At 65.0% G+C, this 19,070-nt stretch carries 18 protein-coding genes; 5 read left to right on the forward strand and 13 right to left on the reverse strand.

What is annotated here, in order from left to right:
- The first annotated feature begins 230 nt into the window (after positions 1-230).
- Together JQ616_RS18165 and JQ616_RS18170 are read left to right on the forward strand one after the other, a co-directional pair.
- Positions 231-815: a FecR family protein gene (locus JQ616_RS18165; RefSeq protein ID WP_249136968.1), complete on the forward strand. Its 585-nt coding sequence runs from the start codon at positions 231-233 to the stop codon at positions 813-815.
- Between the two features lie 74 nt (positions 816-889).
- Complete coding sequence (locus tag JQ616_RS18170) at positions 890-1,753, forward strand: tetratricopeptide repeat protein (RefSeq protein ID WP_212016563.1); 864 nt, start codon at positions 890-892, stop codon at positions 1,751-1,753.
- A 71-nt stretch (positions 1,754-1,824) separates the two neighbouring features.
- Here the strand turns inward: JQ616_RS18170 and JQ616_RS18175 are convergent, their stop codons facing one another.
- The 5 genes from JQ616_RS18175 to JQ616_RS18195 form a co-directional block, all read right to left on the reverse strand.
- Positions 1,825-2,691: an efflux RND transporter periplasmic adaptor subunit gene (locus tag JQ616_RS18175; RefSeq protein ID WP_212016566.1), complete on the reverse strand. Its 867-nt coding sequence runs from the start codon at positions 2,689-2,691 to the stop codon at positions 1,825-1,827.
- Positions 2,688-2,894, reverse strand: coding sequence for a DUF1656 domain-containing protein (locus JQ616_RS18180; RefSeq protein ID WP_212016568.1), 207 nt, complete (start codon positions 2,892-2,894; stop codon positions 2,688-2,690). Before JQ616_RS18180 ends, JQ616_RS18175 begins: the two co-directional genes overlap by 4 nt.
- Entirely contained in the window at positions 2,891-4,942 is a 2,052-nt protein-coding gene (locus tag JQ616_RS18185; protein ID WP_212016570.1) for an FUSC family protein, read from the reverse strand. The genes JQ616_RS18180 and JQ616_RS18185 overlap by 4 nt, the downstream gene beginning before the upstream one ends.
- A 2-nt stretch (positions 4,943-4,944) precedes the next feature.
- The gene (locus JQ616_RS18190; RefSeq protein ID WP_212016572.1) at positions 4,945-5,433 is read right to left on the reverse strand and encodes a MarR family winged helix-turn-helix transcriptional regulator; all 489 of its coding nucleotides are present in this window, start codon (positions 5,431-5,433) and stop codon (positions 4,945-4,947) included.
- A gap of 150 nt (positions 5,434-5,583) precedes the next feature.
- Positions 5,584-5,748: a hypothetical protein gene (locus JQ616_RS18195; protein ID WP_212016574.1), complete on the reverse strand. Its 165-nt coding sequence runs from the start codon at positions 5,746-5,748 to the stop codon at positions 5,584-5,586.
- Positions 5,749-5,855: 107 nt separating this feature from the next.
- Between JQ616_RS18195 and JQ616_RS18200 the strand changes: the two genes are divergently transcribed.
- A complete protein-coding gene (locus JQ616_RS18200; protein WP_212016576.1) occupies positions 5,856-6,119 on the forward strand; it encodes a hypothetical protein in 264 nt (87 codons plus the stop codon).
- Positions 6,120-6,137: 18 nt separating this feature from the next.
- Here the strand turns inward: JQ616_RS18200 and JQ616_RS18205 are convergent, their stop codons facing one another.
- Positions 6,138-6,695 carry an HNH endonuclease gene (locus tag JQ616_RS18205; RefSeq protein ID WP_139486795.1) on the reverse strand — a complete coding sequence of 186 codons (558 nt, stop codon included), beginning with the start codon at positions 6,693-6,695 and terminating at the stop codon, positions 6,138-6,140.
- 190 nt (positions 6,696-6,885) lie between these two features.
- On the opposite strand from JQ616_RS18205, the gene JQ616_RS18210 reads away from it, so the two are divergent.
- Positions 6,886-8,646, forward strand: coding sequence for a chloride channel protein (locus JQ616_RS18210; RefSeq protein ID WP_212016578.1), 1,761 nt, complete (start codon positions 6,886-6,888; stop codon positions 8,644-8,646).
- A gap of 162 nt (positions 8,647-8,808) precedes the next feature.
- Here the strand turns inward: JQ616_RS18210 and JQ616_RS18215 are convergent, their stop codons facing one another.
- The 5 genes from JQ616_RS18215 to JQ616_RS18235 form a co-directional block, all read right to left on the reverse strand.
- Positions 8,809-9,786 (reverse strand): peptidyl-alpha-hydroxyglycine alpha-amidating lyase family protein, encoded by a 978-nt coding sequence (locus JQ616_RS18215; protein WP_212016580.1) that lies wholly within the window; start codon positions 9,784-9,786, stop codon positions 8,809-8,811.
- A 152-nt stretch (positions 9,787-9,938) separates the two neighbouring features.
- Positions 9,939-11,726, reverse strand: a complete 1,788-nt coding sequence (locus tag JQ616_RS18220) for a flavin-containing monooxygenase (protein ID WP_212016582.1) — start codon at positions 11,724-11,726, stop codon at positions 9,939-9,941.
- A 112-nt stretch (positions 11,727-11,838) separates the two neighbouring features.
- Positions 11,839-12,924, reverse strand: a complete 1,086-nt coding sequence (locus JQ616_RS18225; protein WP_212016584.1) for a DUF2855 family protein — start codon at positions 12,922-12,924, stop codon at positions 11,839-11,841.
- Positions 12,925-13,028: 104 nt separating this feature from the next.
- Positions 13,029-14,546, reverse strand: a complete 1,518-nt coding sequence (locus JQ616_RS18230; protein WP_212016586.1) for an acyl-CoA synthetase — start codon at positions 14,544-14,546, stop codon at positions 13,029-13,031.
- A 21-nt stretch (positions 14,547-14,567) separates the two neighbouring features.
- Positions 14,568-15,539, reverse strand: coding sequence for an NAD(P)H-dependent flavin oxidoreductase (locus tag JQ616_RS18235; RefSeq protein ID WP_212016588.1), 972 nt, complete (start codon positions 15,537-15,539; stop codon positions 14,568-14,570).
- 175 nt (positions 15,540-15,714) lie between these two features.
- Here JQ616_RS18235 and JQ616_RS18240 point away from each other — a divergent pair, with 175 nt between their 5' ends.
- Complete coding sequence (locus JQ616_RS18240) at positions 15,715-16,602, forward strand: LysR family transcriptional regulator (protein ID WP_212016590.1); 888 nt, start codon at positions 15,715-15,717, stop codon at positions 16,600-16,602.
- A gap of 9 nt (positions 16,603-16,611) precedes the next feature.
- Here JQ616_RS18240 and JQ616_RS18245 read toward each other — a convergent pair whose 3' ends face one another.
- Both JQ616_RS18245 and JQ616_RS18250 read right to left on the reverse strand, forming a co-directional pair.
- Complete coding sequence (locus JQ616_RS18245; RefSeq protein WP_212017825.1) at positions 16,612-18,174, reverse strand: glycosyl hydrolase family 17 protein; 1,563 nt, start codon at positions 18,172-18,174, stop codon at positions 16,612-16,614.
- A gap of 169 nt (positions 18,175-18,343) precedes the next feature.
- Positions 18,344-18,997, reverse strand: coding sequence for a DNA-3-methyladenine glycosylase family protein (locus tag JQ616_RS18250; RefSeq protein WP_212016592.1), 654 nt, complete (start codon positions 18,995-18,997; stop codon positions 18,344-18,346).
- Positions 18,998-19,070: the final 73 nt, after the last annotated feature.

The following is a 19,070-nucleotide window of genomic DNA, read 5'->3' on the forward strand; positions in this document are numbered from 1 at the left end:
TAAATTGTCCACTTATTAATTTTTATTCGAGCGACACCAGGCCCTTAGGCTTGTTTTTGCAGCAACTCGTTCGGCACCAGAGGTCCTGGGGCCCCGGCTTGGCGGTCCAGATTGCCGTCGCGCCGTGACACGACAATATCTTCTCAACGGAGGGGATCGTGCGCATCCATTTGATTGTTCAATTGCTTGCAAGCTTCGTTTTGGCGTTCGTGATGCTGACGCCTGGTCCGATGCTGGCGCAAACCGAGCGGGCTCAACCCGCGGTTCAAAATTCCTCGGCGAACTTCATCGGGACGGTCGTGACGGCCACGGGCGCGGTCACGATCGAGCATCCGAGTGCGGTGGTCGTGCAGGCTGCCCTGTCGGATCAACCGCCGCAGGCGAAAGTTGGTGACCGCGTCTTTATGGGCGACGTGGTGCAGACCGGCGCAGACGGGCGGGTCGGAATCAATTTCACCGACGGCACTTCGTTCAATCTGTCGAGCAATGCCAAGATGACCATGACCGAATTCGTCTACGACCCGAACGGCAAGTCGAATTCGACCCTGTTCAAACTGGCCAACGGCACCTTCACCTTCGTCGCCGGCAACATCGCCAAGACCGGCGATATGAAGATCGACACGCCGGCTGCGACGATGGGTATTCGAGGCACCACGCCGCGCATCGAAATATCCGACGACGGAACGGTCAGGTTCGCGACGCTCGTCGAGGAGGGCAAGAGCAAGCTTTTGAAAAAGCCCGCGACACGCGTGACGCCGCAACCCGAACAAAACATCTACCACAGGTTCAATCCCGGCATTTGTCGAGGGTGCTAGGCAAGCAAGGCGTCGGTCTTGTGCGGCTACTCACGGAAATCGGTGGCTCCGCATCGTCAATACCGGAGCCCGACATGAAGCCTCGTGCGGGCACCGCCGCGAGCAGCGGCCTGGTGTTGCTGCTCCTGTTGTCGCTCGCATCGCCGGTGGCCGCGCAGAACCCGAAGCCAAGGGGCGACTATCTGGAGAATATCGAGCTGTGCAGCACCCACGATCGCAAGGCGGTCGACGCGCGCATTGTTGCATGCTCCGCGCTCATCGATGCCGGCGAGGACATGACGCCCGTTGGCCTCGCGATCGCCTACAACGATCGCGGCAACGCCTATACGGCCAAAGGTGATTACGACCGTGCCATCCGGGATTTCGATCATTCGATCGAGCTCAATCCAACCTACATCAAGCCGTTCAACAATCGCGGCGTGGCCTATTTGAGGAAGCGCGACTACGATCGCGCGACCGACGCCTTCGGTCAGGCCATCAAGCTCAACCCGAACTACGGCGAGGCCTTTGCCAACCGCGCCGGCGCCTATCTGAAGAAGCATGACTATGCCCGCGCGGCGCAGGACTATGATCAGGCCATTCGTCTCGAGCCGAACCTGGATGGTGTCTGGAACGGGCGCTGCTGGAGCCGGGCTATCCTCGGCGCGTTGCAGGAGGCGCTGGAAGATTGCAACAAGGCGCTGCAATCGGGCGCGGCCAACGCTGCTACCTATGACTCGCGTGGCCTGGTCTATCTGAAGACCGGCCAGCTTGGCGCTGCCATCGACGACTACAGCTCCGCGCTTCGCGTCGATCCGAAGCTCGCAAGCGCGCTCTACGGACGCGGGCTGGCGAAGCTGAAGCAGGGCGACAAGGCCGGCGGCAATGCCGACATCGCGGCGGCCAGGGCAATTCAAGGCAGCATCGGCGACGACTTCAAACGTTACCGTGTGCGATAGACGCGCTTGGCGACGGAAACCACCGCAAGGGCGGCCGGCTTGGTGCCGTCGCGGCGTGTGCGGCCCGCCGGCTAGTCCATGATCTCGACCGTCGCCGAACGGCCGGCGACCAACGCAATGCGATCCGGCAGGTGATCGAGCGCAATGCGCACCGGGACGCGCTGCGCCAGCCGGACCCAGCTGAAGGTCGGATTGACGTTGGCGAGCAGGTTGGCGCCTTGCCCGCGATCGCGATCCTCGATGCCGGCCGCGATGCTCTCGACATGTCCGGTGAGCCGGACCGGCTCACCCATCAGCCGGACCTGCGCCTTGTCGCCGACGCGAATGCGCGCCAGCTTGGTCTCCTCGAAATAGCCTTCCACATGCAGCGTGTCGCTGTCGACCAGCGCCATCACGCCCTTGCCCGCGGAGACGTAGGCGCCGGGCCGCAGGTCCATATTGGTGATGGTGCCGTTGACCGATGCATGCACTTCGCTGCGATCGAGGTTGAGCTGCGCCACGGCGCGATCAGCGACCGCCTGGTCGTAAGCCGCCTTGGCCTGGAGTTGCGTGGCCAGCACCTGCTCCTGCTTCTGCTGCGACACCGCATCGGTGGTCAGAGAGTTGTAGCGTTTGAGGTCGGATTCGGCCTGATCCAGCGTGGCGCGATGGCCGGCGACCGCGGCATCGGCCTGCTGCAACGCCAGGGCAAAGCGCGCGCGATCGATCCGGAACAGGATATCGCCGCGATGTACCGGCTGGTTGTCCTTGACCAGCACGTCGGTGACGAAGCCGGATACGTCGGGAGCGACCTGAACCACGTCGGCGCGAACCCTGCCGTCGCGGGTCCACGGCGACTCCATATAATAGATCCAGAGCGCGCGAGCGACGGCGAGGGCGGCGACGAGCGCGACCGCGGTCAGCGCAACCCGGCCGAGCCAGGCGAAATTCCCTTTCATGGCAGAAACTCCGAGAGATAAACGACGACGCCCAACAGGCATACGTACAGTGCGAAATTGAACAGCGCGCGGTGCCACACCAGCCGGTACAGCCCGAAGCGCTGCATGACCCGGGTCACCACCGCGCTCAGTGCATAGGCCACGATGAGCCACAGCAGCAGCGCCGGGACCAGGACACCGTAGATGTCGAGCTCATATCTCATGCCGCAAAGCTCTCCTCGGGCTGCGATCGATACGCCGGTGCATCCGGAAACAGTCCGCGGCGGATGCCGACGAGGCCGAGCAACGCATCGTCCCGCGCGCGTTCATTGGGATCCTTGACGACCGCGGTCAGCGCCGCATCGATGCATGATAGCAGCTTGCCCGGCAGCGCCTCGTTCGCATGGGCGCGAAACGCCGCCGCGAGGTCGTCCAGCATGTCGTCGACGGTGCGCACGGTCGATGCGGCGAGGCCATAACGGGCGCGCCTGAGGTCGATGATGTTGAGACCGATGCGCAGCTGGACCAGGCTGTCGGCGTCGCGGCGGTCGCTCTCCGAGATGAAGGCGATGCGCTGGACCAATAGTCCGAGCCGATGCAGCATCAGGCCGGCAAACTGCGCGCGATCGCCGCGGCCGCGCCGCTCGGCTGCCTCCGCGAGCGTCTGCCAGCTCGACGTCATCAGCCGCTTGGCGATCCATTCGGCGCCGACGCCGCGCGCGATCCGCGTCACGATCTCGGCAATGACGACACCGAGGAAGAAGGCGACGGAGGTGTTGGCAAAACTGGCAAAATCCGCGCTGTAGGTCGATTGCAGCGCGAGCAGCGTTGCGGTGTTGGCCGCGAGCGCCATGCCGATCGGCGCGGTTTTCGGCCGCGCGATCAGGAAGCCGTACAACAGGAAGGTCGGCGCCAGTGCGGCGATCAGGACCTCGACATGGGAGATGCCGGGCACCAGCGCGAACTGATAGATCGCGACGACGACGATCGCGACCAGCGAAAACATTCCGAAGGCCCGGATGCTGCGCGCCGGTTCATCCTGCGCTGCGAAGAAGGAGCAGGCGACCGCCGCCATCATCGGCGCCGAGGCGCCATCGGCCCAGCCGGTCGCAATCCACAGACCGCAGCAGATCAGGATCGCCACAGCCGCTCCCGCGGCCGACCACAGCGCCATGCCGTGGTCACGATGACGGACTGGTGCTGCCCCCGACTCCGGATGGAACGCCAGCGGCACGGTCGAGATATCCCGGCCCGCGGCAATCGCATCGCCCACCGCGCGGCAATCGGCCGAGATGTCGACAAGTTCGCGGAGCCGGAGCAGCAGGCTGATCGTGATGATACGCTCCCGCGGCGCGAAGCCGTCGAGCGCGGACTGCCGCTCGGCGATTGCAGCCCTGATCTGCTCGCCGGATTGCCTCTGGCGATCCTCGTCCACGATCCATTCGGCGAGATCGCCGAGCAGGCGCCGCAGTTCCGGCTGCCTTTGCAGCGCCGCCTCGCCGAGTGCGGCAAGCCGGTCCTCGATCGACGTGATGATCGGCAGCAGCATCAGCATGCGAAGCCGGACTTCACGCAGGCCGTGCACGAGGCCGGCGTCGGCCAGCCGGTCATAGGCGAGATGGGTCGTCAGGGTGTCGAGCTCGACGATGTCGGTCGCAAGGCGCAGGCGTTCGGCCCGGCGCGTCTCGCTGGTCCCGTGATCGAGCAGCACATCGCGGGACAGGCGGCGTGCATCCGACAGCCAGCTCCGGACGCGGCTTCCGACCGCCGGTGCGACGCTGCGGGGAAACACCACGGTCGACACCAGGCTCGCACAAATGATGCCGAGCGAGATCTCCTCGACCCGCGCCAGCGCGATATCGAAGATGCTGCCCGGGGCGGACACCGACGGAAAACCGATCAATGCGACGGTGTATCCGCCCAGCATGAAGACATAGCTGCGCGGCGTGCCGTCGAGCAGCGACAGATAAAGGCAGAGCCCGACCCAGAGCGCGATCGCGAGACACAGCAGCTCCGGCGCATCGATCAGGTTCGGCACCAGCGCGACCGTCATGCTCGCGCCCACCAGGGTGCCGACGACGCGGAAGAACGCCTTCGAGCTGGTCGCACCGGCCAGCGGCTGCGAGGTGATGTAGACCGTCGCCATCGCCCAATAGGGACGCGGCAGATCGATCATCAACGCGATGACGAGCGCCAGCATCGACGCGGCGAACGTCTTCAACGCGAAGATGAGGTCCGCGTGGCGGACCAGGAACGGCTCTTCCGCGCGCATGACTATTTCGCCTCTTGAGGAGTCGCGGCGGGAGGTGTTTTGGCGTCCTGCAAGCGGCTCGCGCGCTGCTCGATGCGCAGGAGCACTTCGAAGGTTACCGCAAGTTCCTCGCTGCCGATATCCTTCAGCAGGCTCGATCGCACGCGGCGCAGCACCCGGTTGGTTTCCTCGACCTTGGCTTCGCCGGTTTGGGTGAGATGCAGCGTCTTGGCGCGCCGGTCGGTCGGGTCCTCGCGACGCTCGACCAGGCCTTCAGACTGGAGCAGATCGATCAACCGCACCAGCGACGGTCCCTCGATCCCCAACTCGTCGGCCAGCACGCCCTGGCGGACGTTTTCCCCCTGCCGCGACAGCACCAGTAGCGGAATCGCCGTCGCATAGGACAGGCCGTGTTCCGACAGCGCCTGATCCGACTCGCGGCGCCAGATCCGCCCAAGCCTGGTGATCAGGCGGCCGATCTCGGCGTGGATATGGGATTGGGTGGGCGGCATGCAGAATAGTTAGGATGCTAACTATTAGTCTGCAACCATATGGTCGGAAATATCGCTGCCGATCACGCAAAAGCGAACGGGGTTGGACCCGGGCATGCAAGTGGCACGGCCTTGTCGTTTTCGCCGCATTGCGCGGCGCGCGGCCCGACCTCAGCCGAAGTCGTGCATTAATCGGCTCCAGTCTTCGCCGGCGAGGCCGCCGACATAGATGTCGCCGCGCACCACGGCCGCGTTCACTTCCGGAATGCGTGTCAACGCCATGGCGAAGGCGCGATGCCGGAACACGAGCCAGCGCTGCAATCCGAGCCCCGCCATCAAACCGGGACTCCGCCGGTGCGGCCCAGCTCAATCTTGGTCTGCGGCCGAAAAGGGCAAGTCTTTCGTTCTGCGACAGTGCATCGCCGACCAGCGCCAAGTCGCTGTTGGCGATCGGCGGGAAAACGATTCCGCTGCAGAACCTGGAATGGGTGCGCACCTTCCGTCCGGTGGCACCGTTCGTCGAACGTCTTTCGCGGCGCGTCTCGCGTCGAAGCGATCTGGGGCTGGCGGCGCTCGCGCGTCCCGTTGACAGCTTGCTGAGCCGCCTGCGCGGCGATGAATACGTCGAAGGCCCCGCCGGCCTAACGGTGCTGGAGATGTCCATCCCGGACTTCCTCACGCACGCACCCCGGCTGATTGCCCACTAAGCCGTACGGCCGCTTTGGTTACGGATCGAGCTCAGTATCCCAGTAGAGATAATCCAGCCAGCTCTCATGCAGATAGTTCGGCGGGAAGAGCCGGCCGTTGCGATGGAGCTGATGCACGGTGGGTGCATAGGGCGTCTGCTTCGGAAACATCTTGGCCTGCTGCGGCGTCAGATTGCCCTTGCGCAGATTGCAGGGTGAGCAGGCGGCGACCACGTTTTCCCAGGTGGTCTGGCCACCCTTGCTGCGCGGAATGATGTGATCGAAGGTGAGGTCGTCGGCCGACAGGCAATATTGGCAGCTGAATCGGTCGCGAAGGAAGACGTTGAACCGGGTGAAGGCGGGGTGGGTGGTCGGCTTGACGAAGGATTTGAGGGATACGACGCTCGGCAACTGGATTTCGAAGGAAGGACTTCGTACCGCGCGGTCGTAATATTCGACGATGTTGACACGATCGAGGAACACCGCCTTGATCGCGTCCTGCCAGGACCAGAGCGACAGCGGGTAATAACTCAGCGGCCGGAAGTCCGCATTCAAGACCAGCACCGGCCAACCGCCTTGCGAGACATGTGCGTTCAAATAACGCTCCTGACTCCCATTAGCTGCGAAGCAGCATGCACTCACATACTACAGGCAGCGTGACGGGATTGTGAAGAGCAATGAGCGGCTTATCCGCCGTCCCCTGCCATGTTCCTGCCCCGATTGCCTCCTGCCCGCGAGGCCCGTAAAGGGAGCGGTAAGCCCCCTCGGCCAGTGACGGACCCTGCCGATGACCACGACATCACGCTATCTCGAGGCGCCGCGCCGGCTGCGCGCATTCGTGCGCGCGCACGAGACGAGCCTCGTGGTGCTCGCGGTGCTGATCGGCGCCATTGGCGGCCTCGTGGTGGCGGTCATGAGCAGCCTCGTCACGGTGCTGCATTCGGTGCTGTTCAATATTCCGTGGGGGGAACGGTTATCGAGTCAACCGAGCATCGATCCAGCCCGCGCGCTCGTGGTTCCAACGGTTGGCGGCCTGCTGCTGGGATTTGCGTTCCTGCTGCTGCTCCGGGTCCGGCCGGCCCGCGAGATCGACCCGATCGAGGCCAATGCGCTCTATGGCGGGCGGATGTCGTTCCGCGGCAGCGTGATCGTGGCGCTGCAGACGATTTGGTCGAGCGGCGTCGGCGGCTCGGTTGGGCTCGAAGCCGGCTACACCCAATTGTCCAGCGGACTCGCGGCCTCGCTCGGCCGCGGCTTCCACCTCCGCCGTAACGACCAGCGAATCATGGTCGGCTGCGGCGCGGCGGCCGCGATCGCCGGGGCCTTCAGCGCGCCGCTCGCGGGCGCGTTCTATGCTTTCGAACTTGTGATCGGCGGTTACACGCCGGCAAGCTTGACGCCGGTCGGCGTGGCGGCGGTGACCGGCTATTTCGTCGCCCATGCCTTCGAGCCGCTGCCGCTCGGCGTCGGCGTCGGAACCGTCGGCGACGTGCTCGGGCGGGATCTCGCGATCGCCGCGTTGCTCGGCATGGTCGCAGCCCTGACCGGGATTGCGATCATGCGCGGGGTGACGCTGTGCGAGGCGGTGCTCACCAAGACAAAGCTCTGGCAGCCGCTGCGTCCCGCGCTCGGCGGGCTTGCCGTCGGCGCGATGGCGCTGCTGACGCCGCAGGTGATGTCGTCGGGCCACGGCGCGCTGCGCTTCGCCGGCATCGTGGCGATGCCGCTCGCCTTCATCGCCGGCGTGTTCGCATTAAAGGCGATCGCCTCGATCGTCTCGCTCGGGTCCGGCTTCCGCGGCGGACTGTTCTTCGCCACGCTGTTCATGGGGGCGCTCGGCGGCCGGCTGTTCGCCGCCGGCGTCGACATCGTGTGGCCGGGGCTCAACCTCGATCCCAACGCCTATGCGGTCATCGGCATGAGCGCGCTGTCGGCCTCGGTGATCGGCGGTCCGCTGACGATGTCGTTCATCGCGCTGGAATCCACCGGCAACCTCTGGCTCACCACCGCGGTGCTGGTCGCGGTCATCATCTCGACCACGATCACGCGCGAATTGTTCGGCTATTCGTTCGCGACCTGGCGGCTGCATCTGCGCGGCGAGACTATCCGCAGCGCCGCCGACATCGGCTGGATCCGCGATCTCACGGTCGGCAAGATGATGCGACAGGACATGACGACGGTGAGCGCCGCGATGCCGATCGAGGCGTTCCGCGAGGAGTTTCCACCGGGGTCGAAGACCCAGGTCGTCGCGGTCGACGGCGAGGGACGCTATGCCGGGCTGGCGCTGGTCGCGGAAGCGCATGCGCCGGACCTCGAGGAGGATAAGGGACTCGGCGGGATCCTGCGCTACGCCGACGTGGTGCTCCATCCCGGCATGAACGTCCAGGAGGCAATCGCCGTGTTCGACGCCGCCGAAGCGGAATCGCTCGCCGTGGTCGAAGGCGATGGCGATCGGCGGCCGATCGGCCTGCTCACCGAAGCGCACGCCATGCGGCGCTATGCGGAAGAATCCGAGCTGCGCCGTCGCGAGGTGATCGGCGAGATTTGAGGGCGGCGTGGTCGCTTTCTGCCAAACCCGTCATCCTGAGGTGCGAGCGGAGCGAGCCTCGAAGGATGCACGGCCACGATCCGAGCCGTCGACCCTTCGAGGGCCGCTGAAGAAGCGGCCACCTCAGGGTGACGGGACAAGGACGGTTTTGCTATCTGAAGGCTACGCCGTCACCCGCTCCAGCTTCTGCAGGCACCGCGTCGTGCGCACCGCGGCCGGCATCTCGGTGTCCGGAAAGCTGGTCTTCCAGTCGGTGACGCCGACCTCGCCGACATAGATGTCGCCGCGGGAATCCAGCGCGAGGCCGTGCGGCGCGAGGAATTTTCCGGTCTCGACGCCGGGACCGTGCTCGCCGCCGAGTCGCGCGATGCGCTTGCCGGTGTGATCGACGATCGACAGCCGCGGGCCGAGATTGGGCACCTTGCGGTTGACGGCCATGCCGGGACCGAGCTCGCCGATCACGAAGGTCGGCTGCTTGCCGCCGCCGCAGCAGCACAGCGCGCAGGGACGGTGCAGATTGTTCCACTGCGTCTCGTATCTGCCGTTGCCGTCGAACACCTGGACGCGGTGGTTCTCGCGGTCGGCGACGTAGACCCAGCCGTCGGCGTCGGTCGCGATGTTGTGCACGATGTTGAACTGGCCGGGATCGGTGCCGGGCTCGCCCCAGGTTTTGATCAGCTTTCCATCCGGCGTGTATTTGTGGACGCAGGCATTGCCATAGCCATCGGAGACATAGATCTCGCCCTTCGGCGACAGCGCGGTGTGGGTGCAGCGATGGAACGGCTCGCCGCTCATGAATGGCGCCGGCTTGTTCGGGATGCCGATCGTCAGCAGCACCTTGCCGTCGGTCGAGCACTTGCGCACGGTGTGGTCGCCGTCGTCGGTGCAATAGAGATTGTCGTCGGCGTCGATGTGCAGGCCGTGGGCGCGCGAGAACACGCCTTCACCGAAGCTCCGGATGAAATTCCCCTCGCGGTCGAGCACCACCATCGGGTGGTCGCCGCGGTTGAAGACGTAGACGCGGTCCTTGCTGTCGACCGCGACGGAGGCGACATCGGTCAGGCTCCAGCCGTCCGGCAGTTTCGCGAAGTTCTCAACGACCCGGTAGCGGTGCTCGCCGGTGCCCAGGATGGTTGGCATGGTACGTCCTCTCTCTTCTCCTCATTCCGGGATGCGCGCAACGCAGGCCCGGAATCCGTTCATCCGCAGAAAATGTGGCCTGATGGATTCTCAGATGTGCAATTGCACATCATAGCTCGATGCTGCGCATCGTCCCGGAATGACGGTGTGGGTTAGACAAGCCTCGCCACCGGCCCGACGTCACGCGGCAGCAGGCCCTCCTCGATCGCCTTGATCTGCAGCGCGAGGTAGCGCGAGTTGATGCGGCACTGCGCGAGGCTGCCGGCGATGAACCACAGGCCGGGCTGTGGCGTGCGGGTGTACATGTTGCGCAGCTCCTGACCGTCGCCAAAGCCCCAGATCGGGCCGACACGGCCGGCCATCGCCTCGCCGAACAGTTTTTTCACCAGTTCTTCCTGCGGCCGATAGCCGGTTGCGAGCACGATGATATCGGCTTCCACCGTTTCGCCGGTCTTCAGCCGCGCGCCTTCGCTGACGAAGGTCTCGATGTCGGCAAATTGCTTCAGGGCGATCGCGCCGCTTGCGACGAGGTCGGAACAACCGACGTTGAAGTAGTAGCCGCCGCCGCGGGTCAGATACTTGAACTGCCAGCCGGTGCCGCCGTCGCCGAAATCAAGCTTGAAGCCCTTGCGCATGAGGCCGTCGAGCAGCGTCTTGTCGAGCTGCTTCGATTGCTCGGTGATCAGCACGTGGCTGCGCTTGGCGAGTGCAAGCGGCATCGAGGTCGCGATCAGATCGTTGTCCTCAAGCGAGCCTTCATTGTAGGCGGCATAAGCCAGCTGTGCCGACGGCTCGATGTTGGTGACCAGCGTCGAGGAGCGCTGCACCAACGTGACCTCGGCGCCGGAAGAATGCAGGTCCTGCGCGATGTCGTGGCCGCTGTTGCCGGTGCCGATCACCAGCGCCCGCTTGCCGGTCCAGTTCTCGCCGTCCTCGTAGCCGCTGGAATGCATGACCTTGCCGGAAAAATTCTTCAAGCCGGGGATCTCGGGCAGATTGGGGATGCCGCTGACGCCGGTCGCCATCACGACATGGCGCGGCTGCATTGTCCGCCTCGTGCCGTCGGCGCGGCGCAGTTCCACGTTCCAATGTCCCTGCACGTCGTCATAGCTGCCGCCGACGAATTCCGTGCCAGTCCAGAAGTTCAGCTCCATGGCGTCGACATAGGATTCGAACCAGTTGGCGAGCTTGTCCTTCGGGATATAGGTCGGCCAGTTCGGCGGGAATGGCATGTAAGGCAAGTGATTGACCTGCACCTGGTTGTGCAGGGTCAGCGCGTGATAGCGCTTGCGCCAATTGTCGCCGACGCGGGCCTCGCGATCGACGATCAGCGCGTCGATCTTGAGTGCTTGCAGCCGCGCGGCTATCGCAAGCCCGGCCTGTCCGCCGCCGACCACCAGCACAGCGGGATCGCGGTCGGCATACTGAGTGGATGCCTTGCGCAGGTCGAGCCAGTTGGGGCCGCGGAAGTCGCGCGAATAGGCCTGTCCGCGCGGCCGCGTGTGGCCTTGCTGCTCCTCAAACCCCTTCAGCTCCTCGATCGCCGTCAGCAGCGTCCAGGCCTTCAACCGGTCATCGTCGGCGGCATCCGGGATCAGCCGCACGATGCCGTGGCCGCGGCCGGTCGCGGTCTCGAACTTGAAGATCGCCTCGATCGCTTCGGTGCCGGCGCGCATCACGCGCCTCGGCGCAGCGCGCTCGGCATCGATGCGGAAGTCGTGCGGCCTGCTGCGACGCGCATGCGCCGGCAGTTCCTCGATGATGGCGAAGGCGCGGTTGACGGTCTGGATGTTCCAGCTCAGCGCCAGCACGTCGCGCCAATAGCTGTCGGGATGGAACAGCGGCTTCAGCAGCACATCGTCGGGGCTTGCCAGCGCATCCTCGAACTGCACAAGCCAGTTGTCGGCGGCGACCGAAATATCGTCCGTCTTGTCGAGCATCAGGCGTTTCTCGTCATCGGCCGCCTTGGTGGTGTTTGCTTGGCGGCGTTCCCATTGCCGCGAAGCCTATACCCATTGGCGAGGCCGCAGAAAGGGCGTGACGGGATAGCGCCTATTCGGCCAGCGACAGGATCAGGCCTTGATCCGGCGGCACGTGGCCTTGCAGGGTATCGAGATAGGCCTCGCGTACCGCGGCCGGGCCACGCCGCTCGACGACACCGAGCCAATTGGGCAGATGCGGCACGAGCTCGGTCCAGGCGGCGCCAAAGCGCTGCTCGATGCCGCCGGGCCCCCATTCCTTGCCGCGCTTGCGGATCTGGTCTGGTGCGAAGAACCAGACCGGCTTGGCGCCGGGCAAGGTCGGCTCGTCCGGCTCGCTCGCGCGATGCGTGAGGCCGACCCGGCCGGAATAGACCATCTGCGCGCCGAAGTGCCGGTGCAGGCTCTCGCGCAGCGCGCTGTTGCCGGCCATGTCGACATAGGCGACCGGCTCTGCCGACGGGATCGCGGCGACCTGGTCATAGGTGACGACCTCGTCATAGCAGCCGAGCGAGCTGACGAAATCGACATTGCCCTTCGAGGTCAGTCCGATCACGTGGATGCCCCGCTTGTGCAGCAGATGCGCGAGGCCGAATGCGGTCTTGCTCGAGGCCGAGGACAGGATGACGCGGCGTGCGCCGTAGAATTCGTTCTCGGCGAGCGCGTCGTCGACCAGGAACGACAGCATGAACAGCGGCAGCATCAGCGCGCGGAAATCGCCCTGCTGGCCGGCATAGGTCGGGTCAGTGGAGACGCGAGCATAGTTGTTGTAGACCGGCGAGACCTCCTGCCGGTGGGCAGCACCATCACGCAAGCCGCGCTTGCTGACATCGGCCGCCTCGATCACCAAGTGGGTCGCCATCGGAAAATAGCCGAACAGCGTTTCGCCGACTGCGAGATTCGGGTGCTTCGAGGCCAGCACCTCGCCAAAACCCCACACCGGGATGATGCCGTAGTCCTTGGGGGCCGGGAACAGCTGCCAGTATTTCAGCTGCTCGCCGATCACGGCGTAGGTGATGTTGTTGGCGGTGAACGCGAAGCGGGTCACTTTGACCAGCAGCGCGTCGGCCGGTAGTGCCGCGATCTCTGGCAGCTCCGTCTCGATCACCTTGCATTGCTGCAGATCGTTGCGGATGACGATGAAGTCGGTCGAGTTCATGGCAATGATCCCAGCTTCGGATGCGGGCGCATCGTTGCGTCGATTGCCGGTGTTTTGCAACAGCAACTAAGTTTCAAACGCCGTTCGCCCGGCCGTTGCCTCGCTCAGCGGAGCTGTCCTTCGCGGTAGAGGTCGCGCAGCTTGCGCTTGAAGATCTTGCCGGTGGCCTCGCGCGGCAGCGCGTCCATGAAGCGGATGTCGCGCGGCACCTTGAAATTGGCGAGCTTGCCGCGGAGATATTCCTGGATCGATGCGGCCGACAGCGTGCTGCCGGCTTCCGGCTCGACGCAGGCGAACAGCCGCTCGCCATATTCGTCGTCGGGAACGCCGAACACCGCGCAGTCGCGGACACCCTCCATGCCGATCAGGGTGTTCTCGATCTCCGCGGGATAGATGTTGACGCCGCCCGAGATCACCATGTCGCGCTTGCGGTCGCACAGGAACAGATAGCCGTCCGCGTCGAGATAGCCGACATCGCCGACGCTGATCAGGCCGTCGCGGTCGGCCTCGGTGCGCGCCTTGGCGTTGCCGTGGTAATCGAAATCCGAGATCAACGTTTGACGCATGAAGATTTCGCCGGGTTCGCCGACGTCGCATTGCGTCCCGTCGGGCCGGAAGATCTTGACGATGCCGCCCTCGATCGCCCGCCCGACCGTGCCGGGCTTGGCCAATGCTTCCGCCGAAGAGTGCCACACCGGGATGCCGGTCTCGGTCGAGCCGAGATATTCATTGATGACGGGGCCCCACCACTCGATCATCGCGCGCTTGACGTCGACCGGGCAGGGCGCCGCGCCATGGATGATGAAGCGCAGCGACGACAGGTCGTAGCGGCGCCGCGTCTCCTCCGGTAGCCGCAGCAACCGCACGAACATCGTCGGCACCATATGCATATGCGTGACGCGGTGGCGCTCAATCAGTTGCAGCAGATCCTCTGGATCGAAACGCGGCTCAAGCACGATGCTACAGCCATTGCGGAACGCGAGCATCCCATAGGAATGCGGCGCCGAATGGTACATCGGGCCGTTCATCAGGATCACCTGGTCCTCGTTCGGCTTGACGCCGTAGGTGAGCGCGCCGATGCGGGCGGCCGCCGGCTGCTGCTCCGGCCGCATCGGCTTGCGCTTGACGCCCTTCGGTAGTCCGGTTGTGCCCGAGGTGTAGAACATCGGCGCCGCGCCGACCGGTGCGTCGGTCAGCGGCCGGTGCGTCTCGCGCCAGACATCCCAATCGGTCATGCCATCAGGCACGCGCGTGAGCGCCGGCGCCACGCCATAGGCCGCGGCGATCTCCGGCGGCGTCGTCACCACCAGCAGCTTGATTCCAGCCGGCACCCCGTCGCGGATCTGCGGCAGCAGGTCGGCGTGGCAGACCAGGGTGTCGGCGCCGCTGTCAGCGAGGATGTAGGCGACCTCGTCGGCCTTCAGATGCCAGTTGATCGGCACCACCGGACTGCCGAGCGCGGCCGAGGCCGCAACTACCTCGAACAGTGCGAAATCGTTGCGCAGCATCATGCCGATCGGCTTGCCGCCCTGCACGCCGAACGCGCGGAAACCGCTCGCGGCCCGCGCGATGCGGGCGTGAATGTCGGCGTAGCTGATCTGTCGGTCGCCGCTGATGATCATAATGAGCCTCTCCAAGCGGACTCAGGCGCTGGCCTGAAGGAACTCGCTGCGTGCCGCATTAAACTCCGCCTTCAGCCGCGCCACCAGTTCTCCGACCGGCGGGGCGTCGACGATCTGGCCGATGCCCTGGCCCGAGCCCCAGATGTCGCGCCAGGCCTTGACCTTCATGTTGCCGCCGGAGCCGAAATTCATCTTGGATTTGTCGGCGATCGGCAAATTGGCTGGATCGAGCCCCGCTGCCGCGATCGACGGTCCGAGGTAGTTGCCGTGCACGCCGGTGAACAAGTTCGAATAGACGATGTCGTGGGCGGCATATTCGGTCAGCGCCTGCTTGTATTTGACGTCGGCATTGGCTTCCTCGGTCGCGATGAAACGGGTGCCGACATAAGCGAGGTCGGCGCCGAGCGCGAGGGCGGATGCGATGCTCCAGCCGTCGGAGATAGCACCCGACAGCAGGATCGTGCCCTTGAACCATTGCTTCACCTCGCGCACCAGCGCGAACGGCGACAGCGTGCCGGCATGGCCGCCGGCGCCGGCGCAGACCAGGATCAGGCCGTCGACACCCTGCTCGGCCGCCTTGCGGGCGTGCTTCACATTGATGACGTCGTGGAACACCACGCCGCCATAAGAATGCGCGGCCTCGACGATCTCGGACGGCGGACGCAGCGAGGTGATGATGATGGGCACCTTGTGCTTCACACAGGTCTCCATGTCGTGCATCAGCCGGTCGTTGGAGGCATGACAGATCTGGTTGACCGCGTAGGGGGCGACCTTCTTCTCGGGATGCAGTGCCTGGTACTCGCCGAGCTCGTTCTCGATCTGCGTCAGCCATTCGCCGAGCTTCTCGGCCGGGCGGGCATTGAGCGCCGGGAATGAGCCGACGATGCCGGCCTTGCACTGCGCGATCACGAGCTCCGGCCCCGAGACGATGAACAGCGGGGAGCCGACGACCGGCAGTTCAAGCTTGTTGGCGAGCGACGCGGGCAGCGACATGTTTCGGATCCTCCATGGGTGGACCGCTCGGCCGGTGGCCGGAGCGGTTCGCGATTTGTTGTGATGGCTTGGAGCGGCGGCTCTCTTGCGTCGCAATATAAGGCTGGACGGCGGCGTAATGGCGTTCAATATTGAACAGTCGATTGCCCAGAAATGAACGTAGGTGACGAGCGGCATGGATTGGGAGCTCTGCAAGACGTTCGTCGCGGTGGCGGAGACGCGCAGCTTCGCCGCCGCTGCGCGGCGGCTGCGCATCAGCCATCCCACCGTTGGCCGCAACGTCGCGGCGCTCGAGAAGCAACTCGGGACCCGCCTGTTCGCGCGTTCCCATGATGGGCTGTCGCTGACCTCGCACGGCCGCAAGTTCCGCGAGCACACGGAGGTGATGGCCGCAGCCGCCTTGCGCGCGGAAGCCTCGGCGTCTGCCACCGGCGAGCAGGCTCGTGGCGTGGTGAAGCTGTCGATCGGCGCGACGCTTGCTGCACACTGGCTGATGCCGCGGCTCGGGGCGTTCCTGCGCGATCACCCCAACATCCAGCTCGAGATCATCACCCATCCGTTTCCGGCCAGCGTGCGCCGCCGTGAGGCCGACGTCGTGCTGCGGCCGGTCGATGCAGGGGATGAGAACCTGATCGGGCGCAAGATCGGACGGCTCGGTGCTGGCTTCTATGCCTCACGCCTCTATGCGGCTGGACGCAAGCTTCCGGAGCGGCCGGATGAGTGGAAGGGCCACAGCGTGATCGGGTTTGCCGACCAGGCCTCGAATGTGCGGCTGGCGCGGTGGAGCGATGTCATCACGCGGCAGGGCACGCTGGTGATGCGCTGTTCCTCGCAGGGCGACATGCTGGCGGCGGCGCGGGCCGGGCTCGGGATTTGCGCGCTGTCCTGCCTTGTCGGGGCCGACTATCCCGATCTGGTTCGGGTCGCGCCGCAGAAGCTTTCGAGCCTGTCCGATCTCTGGCTGCTCGCTCATCCCGATCTGGTGGAATTGCCGTCGGTGCGCGCAGTGATCGGCTTCGTTACCGACTGCGCGCGTGAGGATCGCGTCAGGCTGCGCGGCTAGGGCACCGTCTCAGGCGCGGGTCCGCCACAGCGTCCCCGCAAGCAGGATGAAGACCGCGCAAGTCCACATCGCCTGCCAGTTCTCAAATCCTTCGTTGAGGCCCGTATAGATGGCGGCTCCGACAAAGATGCCGGCGAAGATCGATTCCGCCAAAGGGCGGCTTCCCTTGGTTGGCGGATTGAGCAACGTCATCGCCGCAAACGGCACCGCCGCCATGGTGAGCGGCGCAAACGGAAAATCGATAAAGCGTGGGTCGAACACAAGGCCGATCGCGGCCGCCGTGCCGACCACGACGGTGACGATCAGGGCCAATCCATGCGAGGTCACCAGCACCGTTTCGGTGTGGTAGCCCTTCGGTCCCAACAATTCCTGGAAACTGGGCGGCGCGCGGCCCGATATCAGGGCATTGGCGGCGAACAGCGGCGACGCCGTCGCCGCCACCAGAAGCGAGCCCCAAATAAGCCAGCCTCCCGTTCCGTAGCTTTCATAAATCATTCTTTGGGCGGCGACTCCAAACAGGATTCCTGCCGTGGTCGCCGATACGCCGACCGCAAGCCATGATGCGAATTCGGGCGTCCCGGGCCTGCGGCGCAAGGTCAGCCATGCCGCGCCGAACACCAGGATCGCCAGCGCCATTCCACCAGCCATCTGCAATTTCCAGGATGGAAAATTGCTGATCGGCACTCCGGGTGGATATTTCAGCGCGCGCTGTTCGGAATCGAACAGGCCCCAGGATCCGCCAATGGTGCCCTCGATCTCGCGCTTCCAGCCTTCGTCATAGGCTTCGAACAGGTTGACGCGGAAATGCTCGCGCCGCGCAAGGTCGAGGACTTCAGAGACCACCCGTGCCTGGTTGATGCGCGACGGCAGCGCGGATTCGCGCATGCGCCCCTCGCTCGGCCAGCCGATTTCGCCGATGAAGATCTCCTTGCCCGGAAAAGCCGCCGCGACCTGCCGGCGCATCTCGTCGGCGTGCGCGGCGGCATGTTCCGCGGCAATTGGAACATTCTCCCAATAGGGCAGGATGTGAATCGTGACGAAGTCGACGACATCGGCCAACTCGCGGTTGCTCAGCCAGAACTCCCAGACGTCGGCATAGGTGACGGGGACCGAGACCTGCGCCTTGATCGAGCGGATCATCGCGGCGAGGTCGGACGCCGACATTTCCTTGCGCAGCAGCACCTCGTTGCCGACCACGAGCGCGATGATCGTGTCCGGATATTCCTTGGCGAGGCGGATCGCCGTCTCGACCTGCGTCGCGTTCTTCTTGCGGTCCCGATCGAGGAAAATGCCCTGAATGACTTTCAGGCCCGCTTTGGCTGCCAGGCCGGGAATCTGATCGAGACCGAGATCGGTCGCATAGGTCCGGATGCAGTGGGATATCTTGGCAAGCTGGGCAAGATCCTCCGCGATCTGTTCCGGCGAGACCTGCGTCGCCGGCGAAAGTGATGTCTGATTGTTTCGGAACGGCGCGTACGAGATGCACTGCACCTTGTCGTTCGGATCGATCGGCGCGCGCACGAGGCTGACCGGGATACCCAGCCACCACCACACTGCGGCGATGGCGCCCAGGGAGATCGCGAGGAGCGTCAGCGGGGTACGGTGAGAAACCAGGTCCGTCCTCCTTGCCGGAAGGATGTGCTGGGCGTGCAAAATGAGCGGTGCCGGCAAATTGAAAAAGTATCTGTCGTTTGATTCTATATCACGCGATCGCGCGTCGATATGTTTTTCTTGGCGACGCCTACTTCGCAGCGGCGATCACGCCTTCGCGGTTTTTCAGCACGCGATAATACGCCCACCACAGATGGGCGGCGGCGCCGCGCAGCGGACGCCACGGCTCGGCCAGCGGCGCCATCTGCTTCGGGGTCGGCCGCTCCTTCAGCCCGAGCCCGACCTTGATCGCCTCCTGGACGGCGAGGTCACCCGCTGGCCATGCATCGCCATGGCCGAGACAGAACAGCAGATAGACGTCGGCGGTCCACGGGCCGATCCCGGGCAGCGCGGTCAGCGTGTTGTGCGCGGCGTCGGCCTCTTCGTTGGCGAGCACGTCGAGGTTCAGCCGCTCCTCGGCGAGTTCCCGCGCGATGTGCTTCAGCGTCTTGATCTTGGCCGCCGACAGTCCGAGGCGGCCGAGCCGATCGGCGCGCGCCTTGCGGATGGCATCATGATGGAACGGGTCGAACGCCTTGCTGACGCGGCCCCAGATCGCCGCCGCACTCGCGGTCGAGAGCTGCTGGCCGCAGATGATCGCGGCAAGCCCCGCAAACCCGGGCTCACGCTGCCGGATCGCCGGCATGCCGGTCGCTGCCAGAATCGGGCGCAGGCGCCGATCCTGGTCGACCAGTTTCTGGACCGCGTCGTCGAGGTCGGCCTGGGTTTCGAGATGAATCAGCATTGCGGGATCTGCATCGGCTTGTCATGCGCGGGGCTTGACCCGCGCATCCATCTCCTATCGTAACAGAGTCTTG

It is taken from the genome of Bradyrhizobium tropiciagri, from assembly GCF_018130545.1.
In the GTDB taxonomy this organism is placed as follows: domain Bacteria; phylum Pseudomonadota; class Alphaproteobacteria; order Rhizobiales; family Xanthobacteraceae; genus Bradyrhizobium; species Bradyrhizobium tropiciagri_A.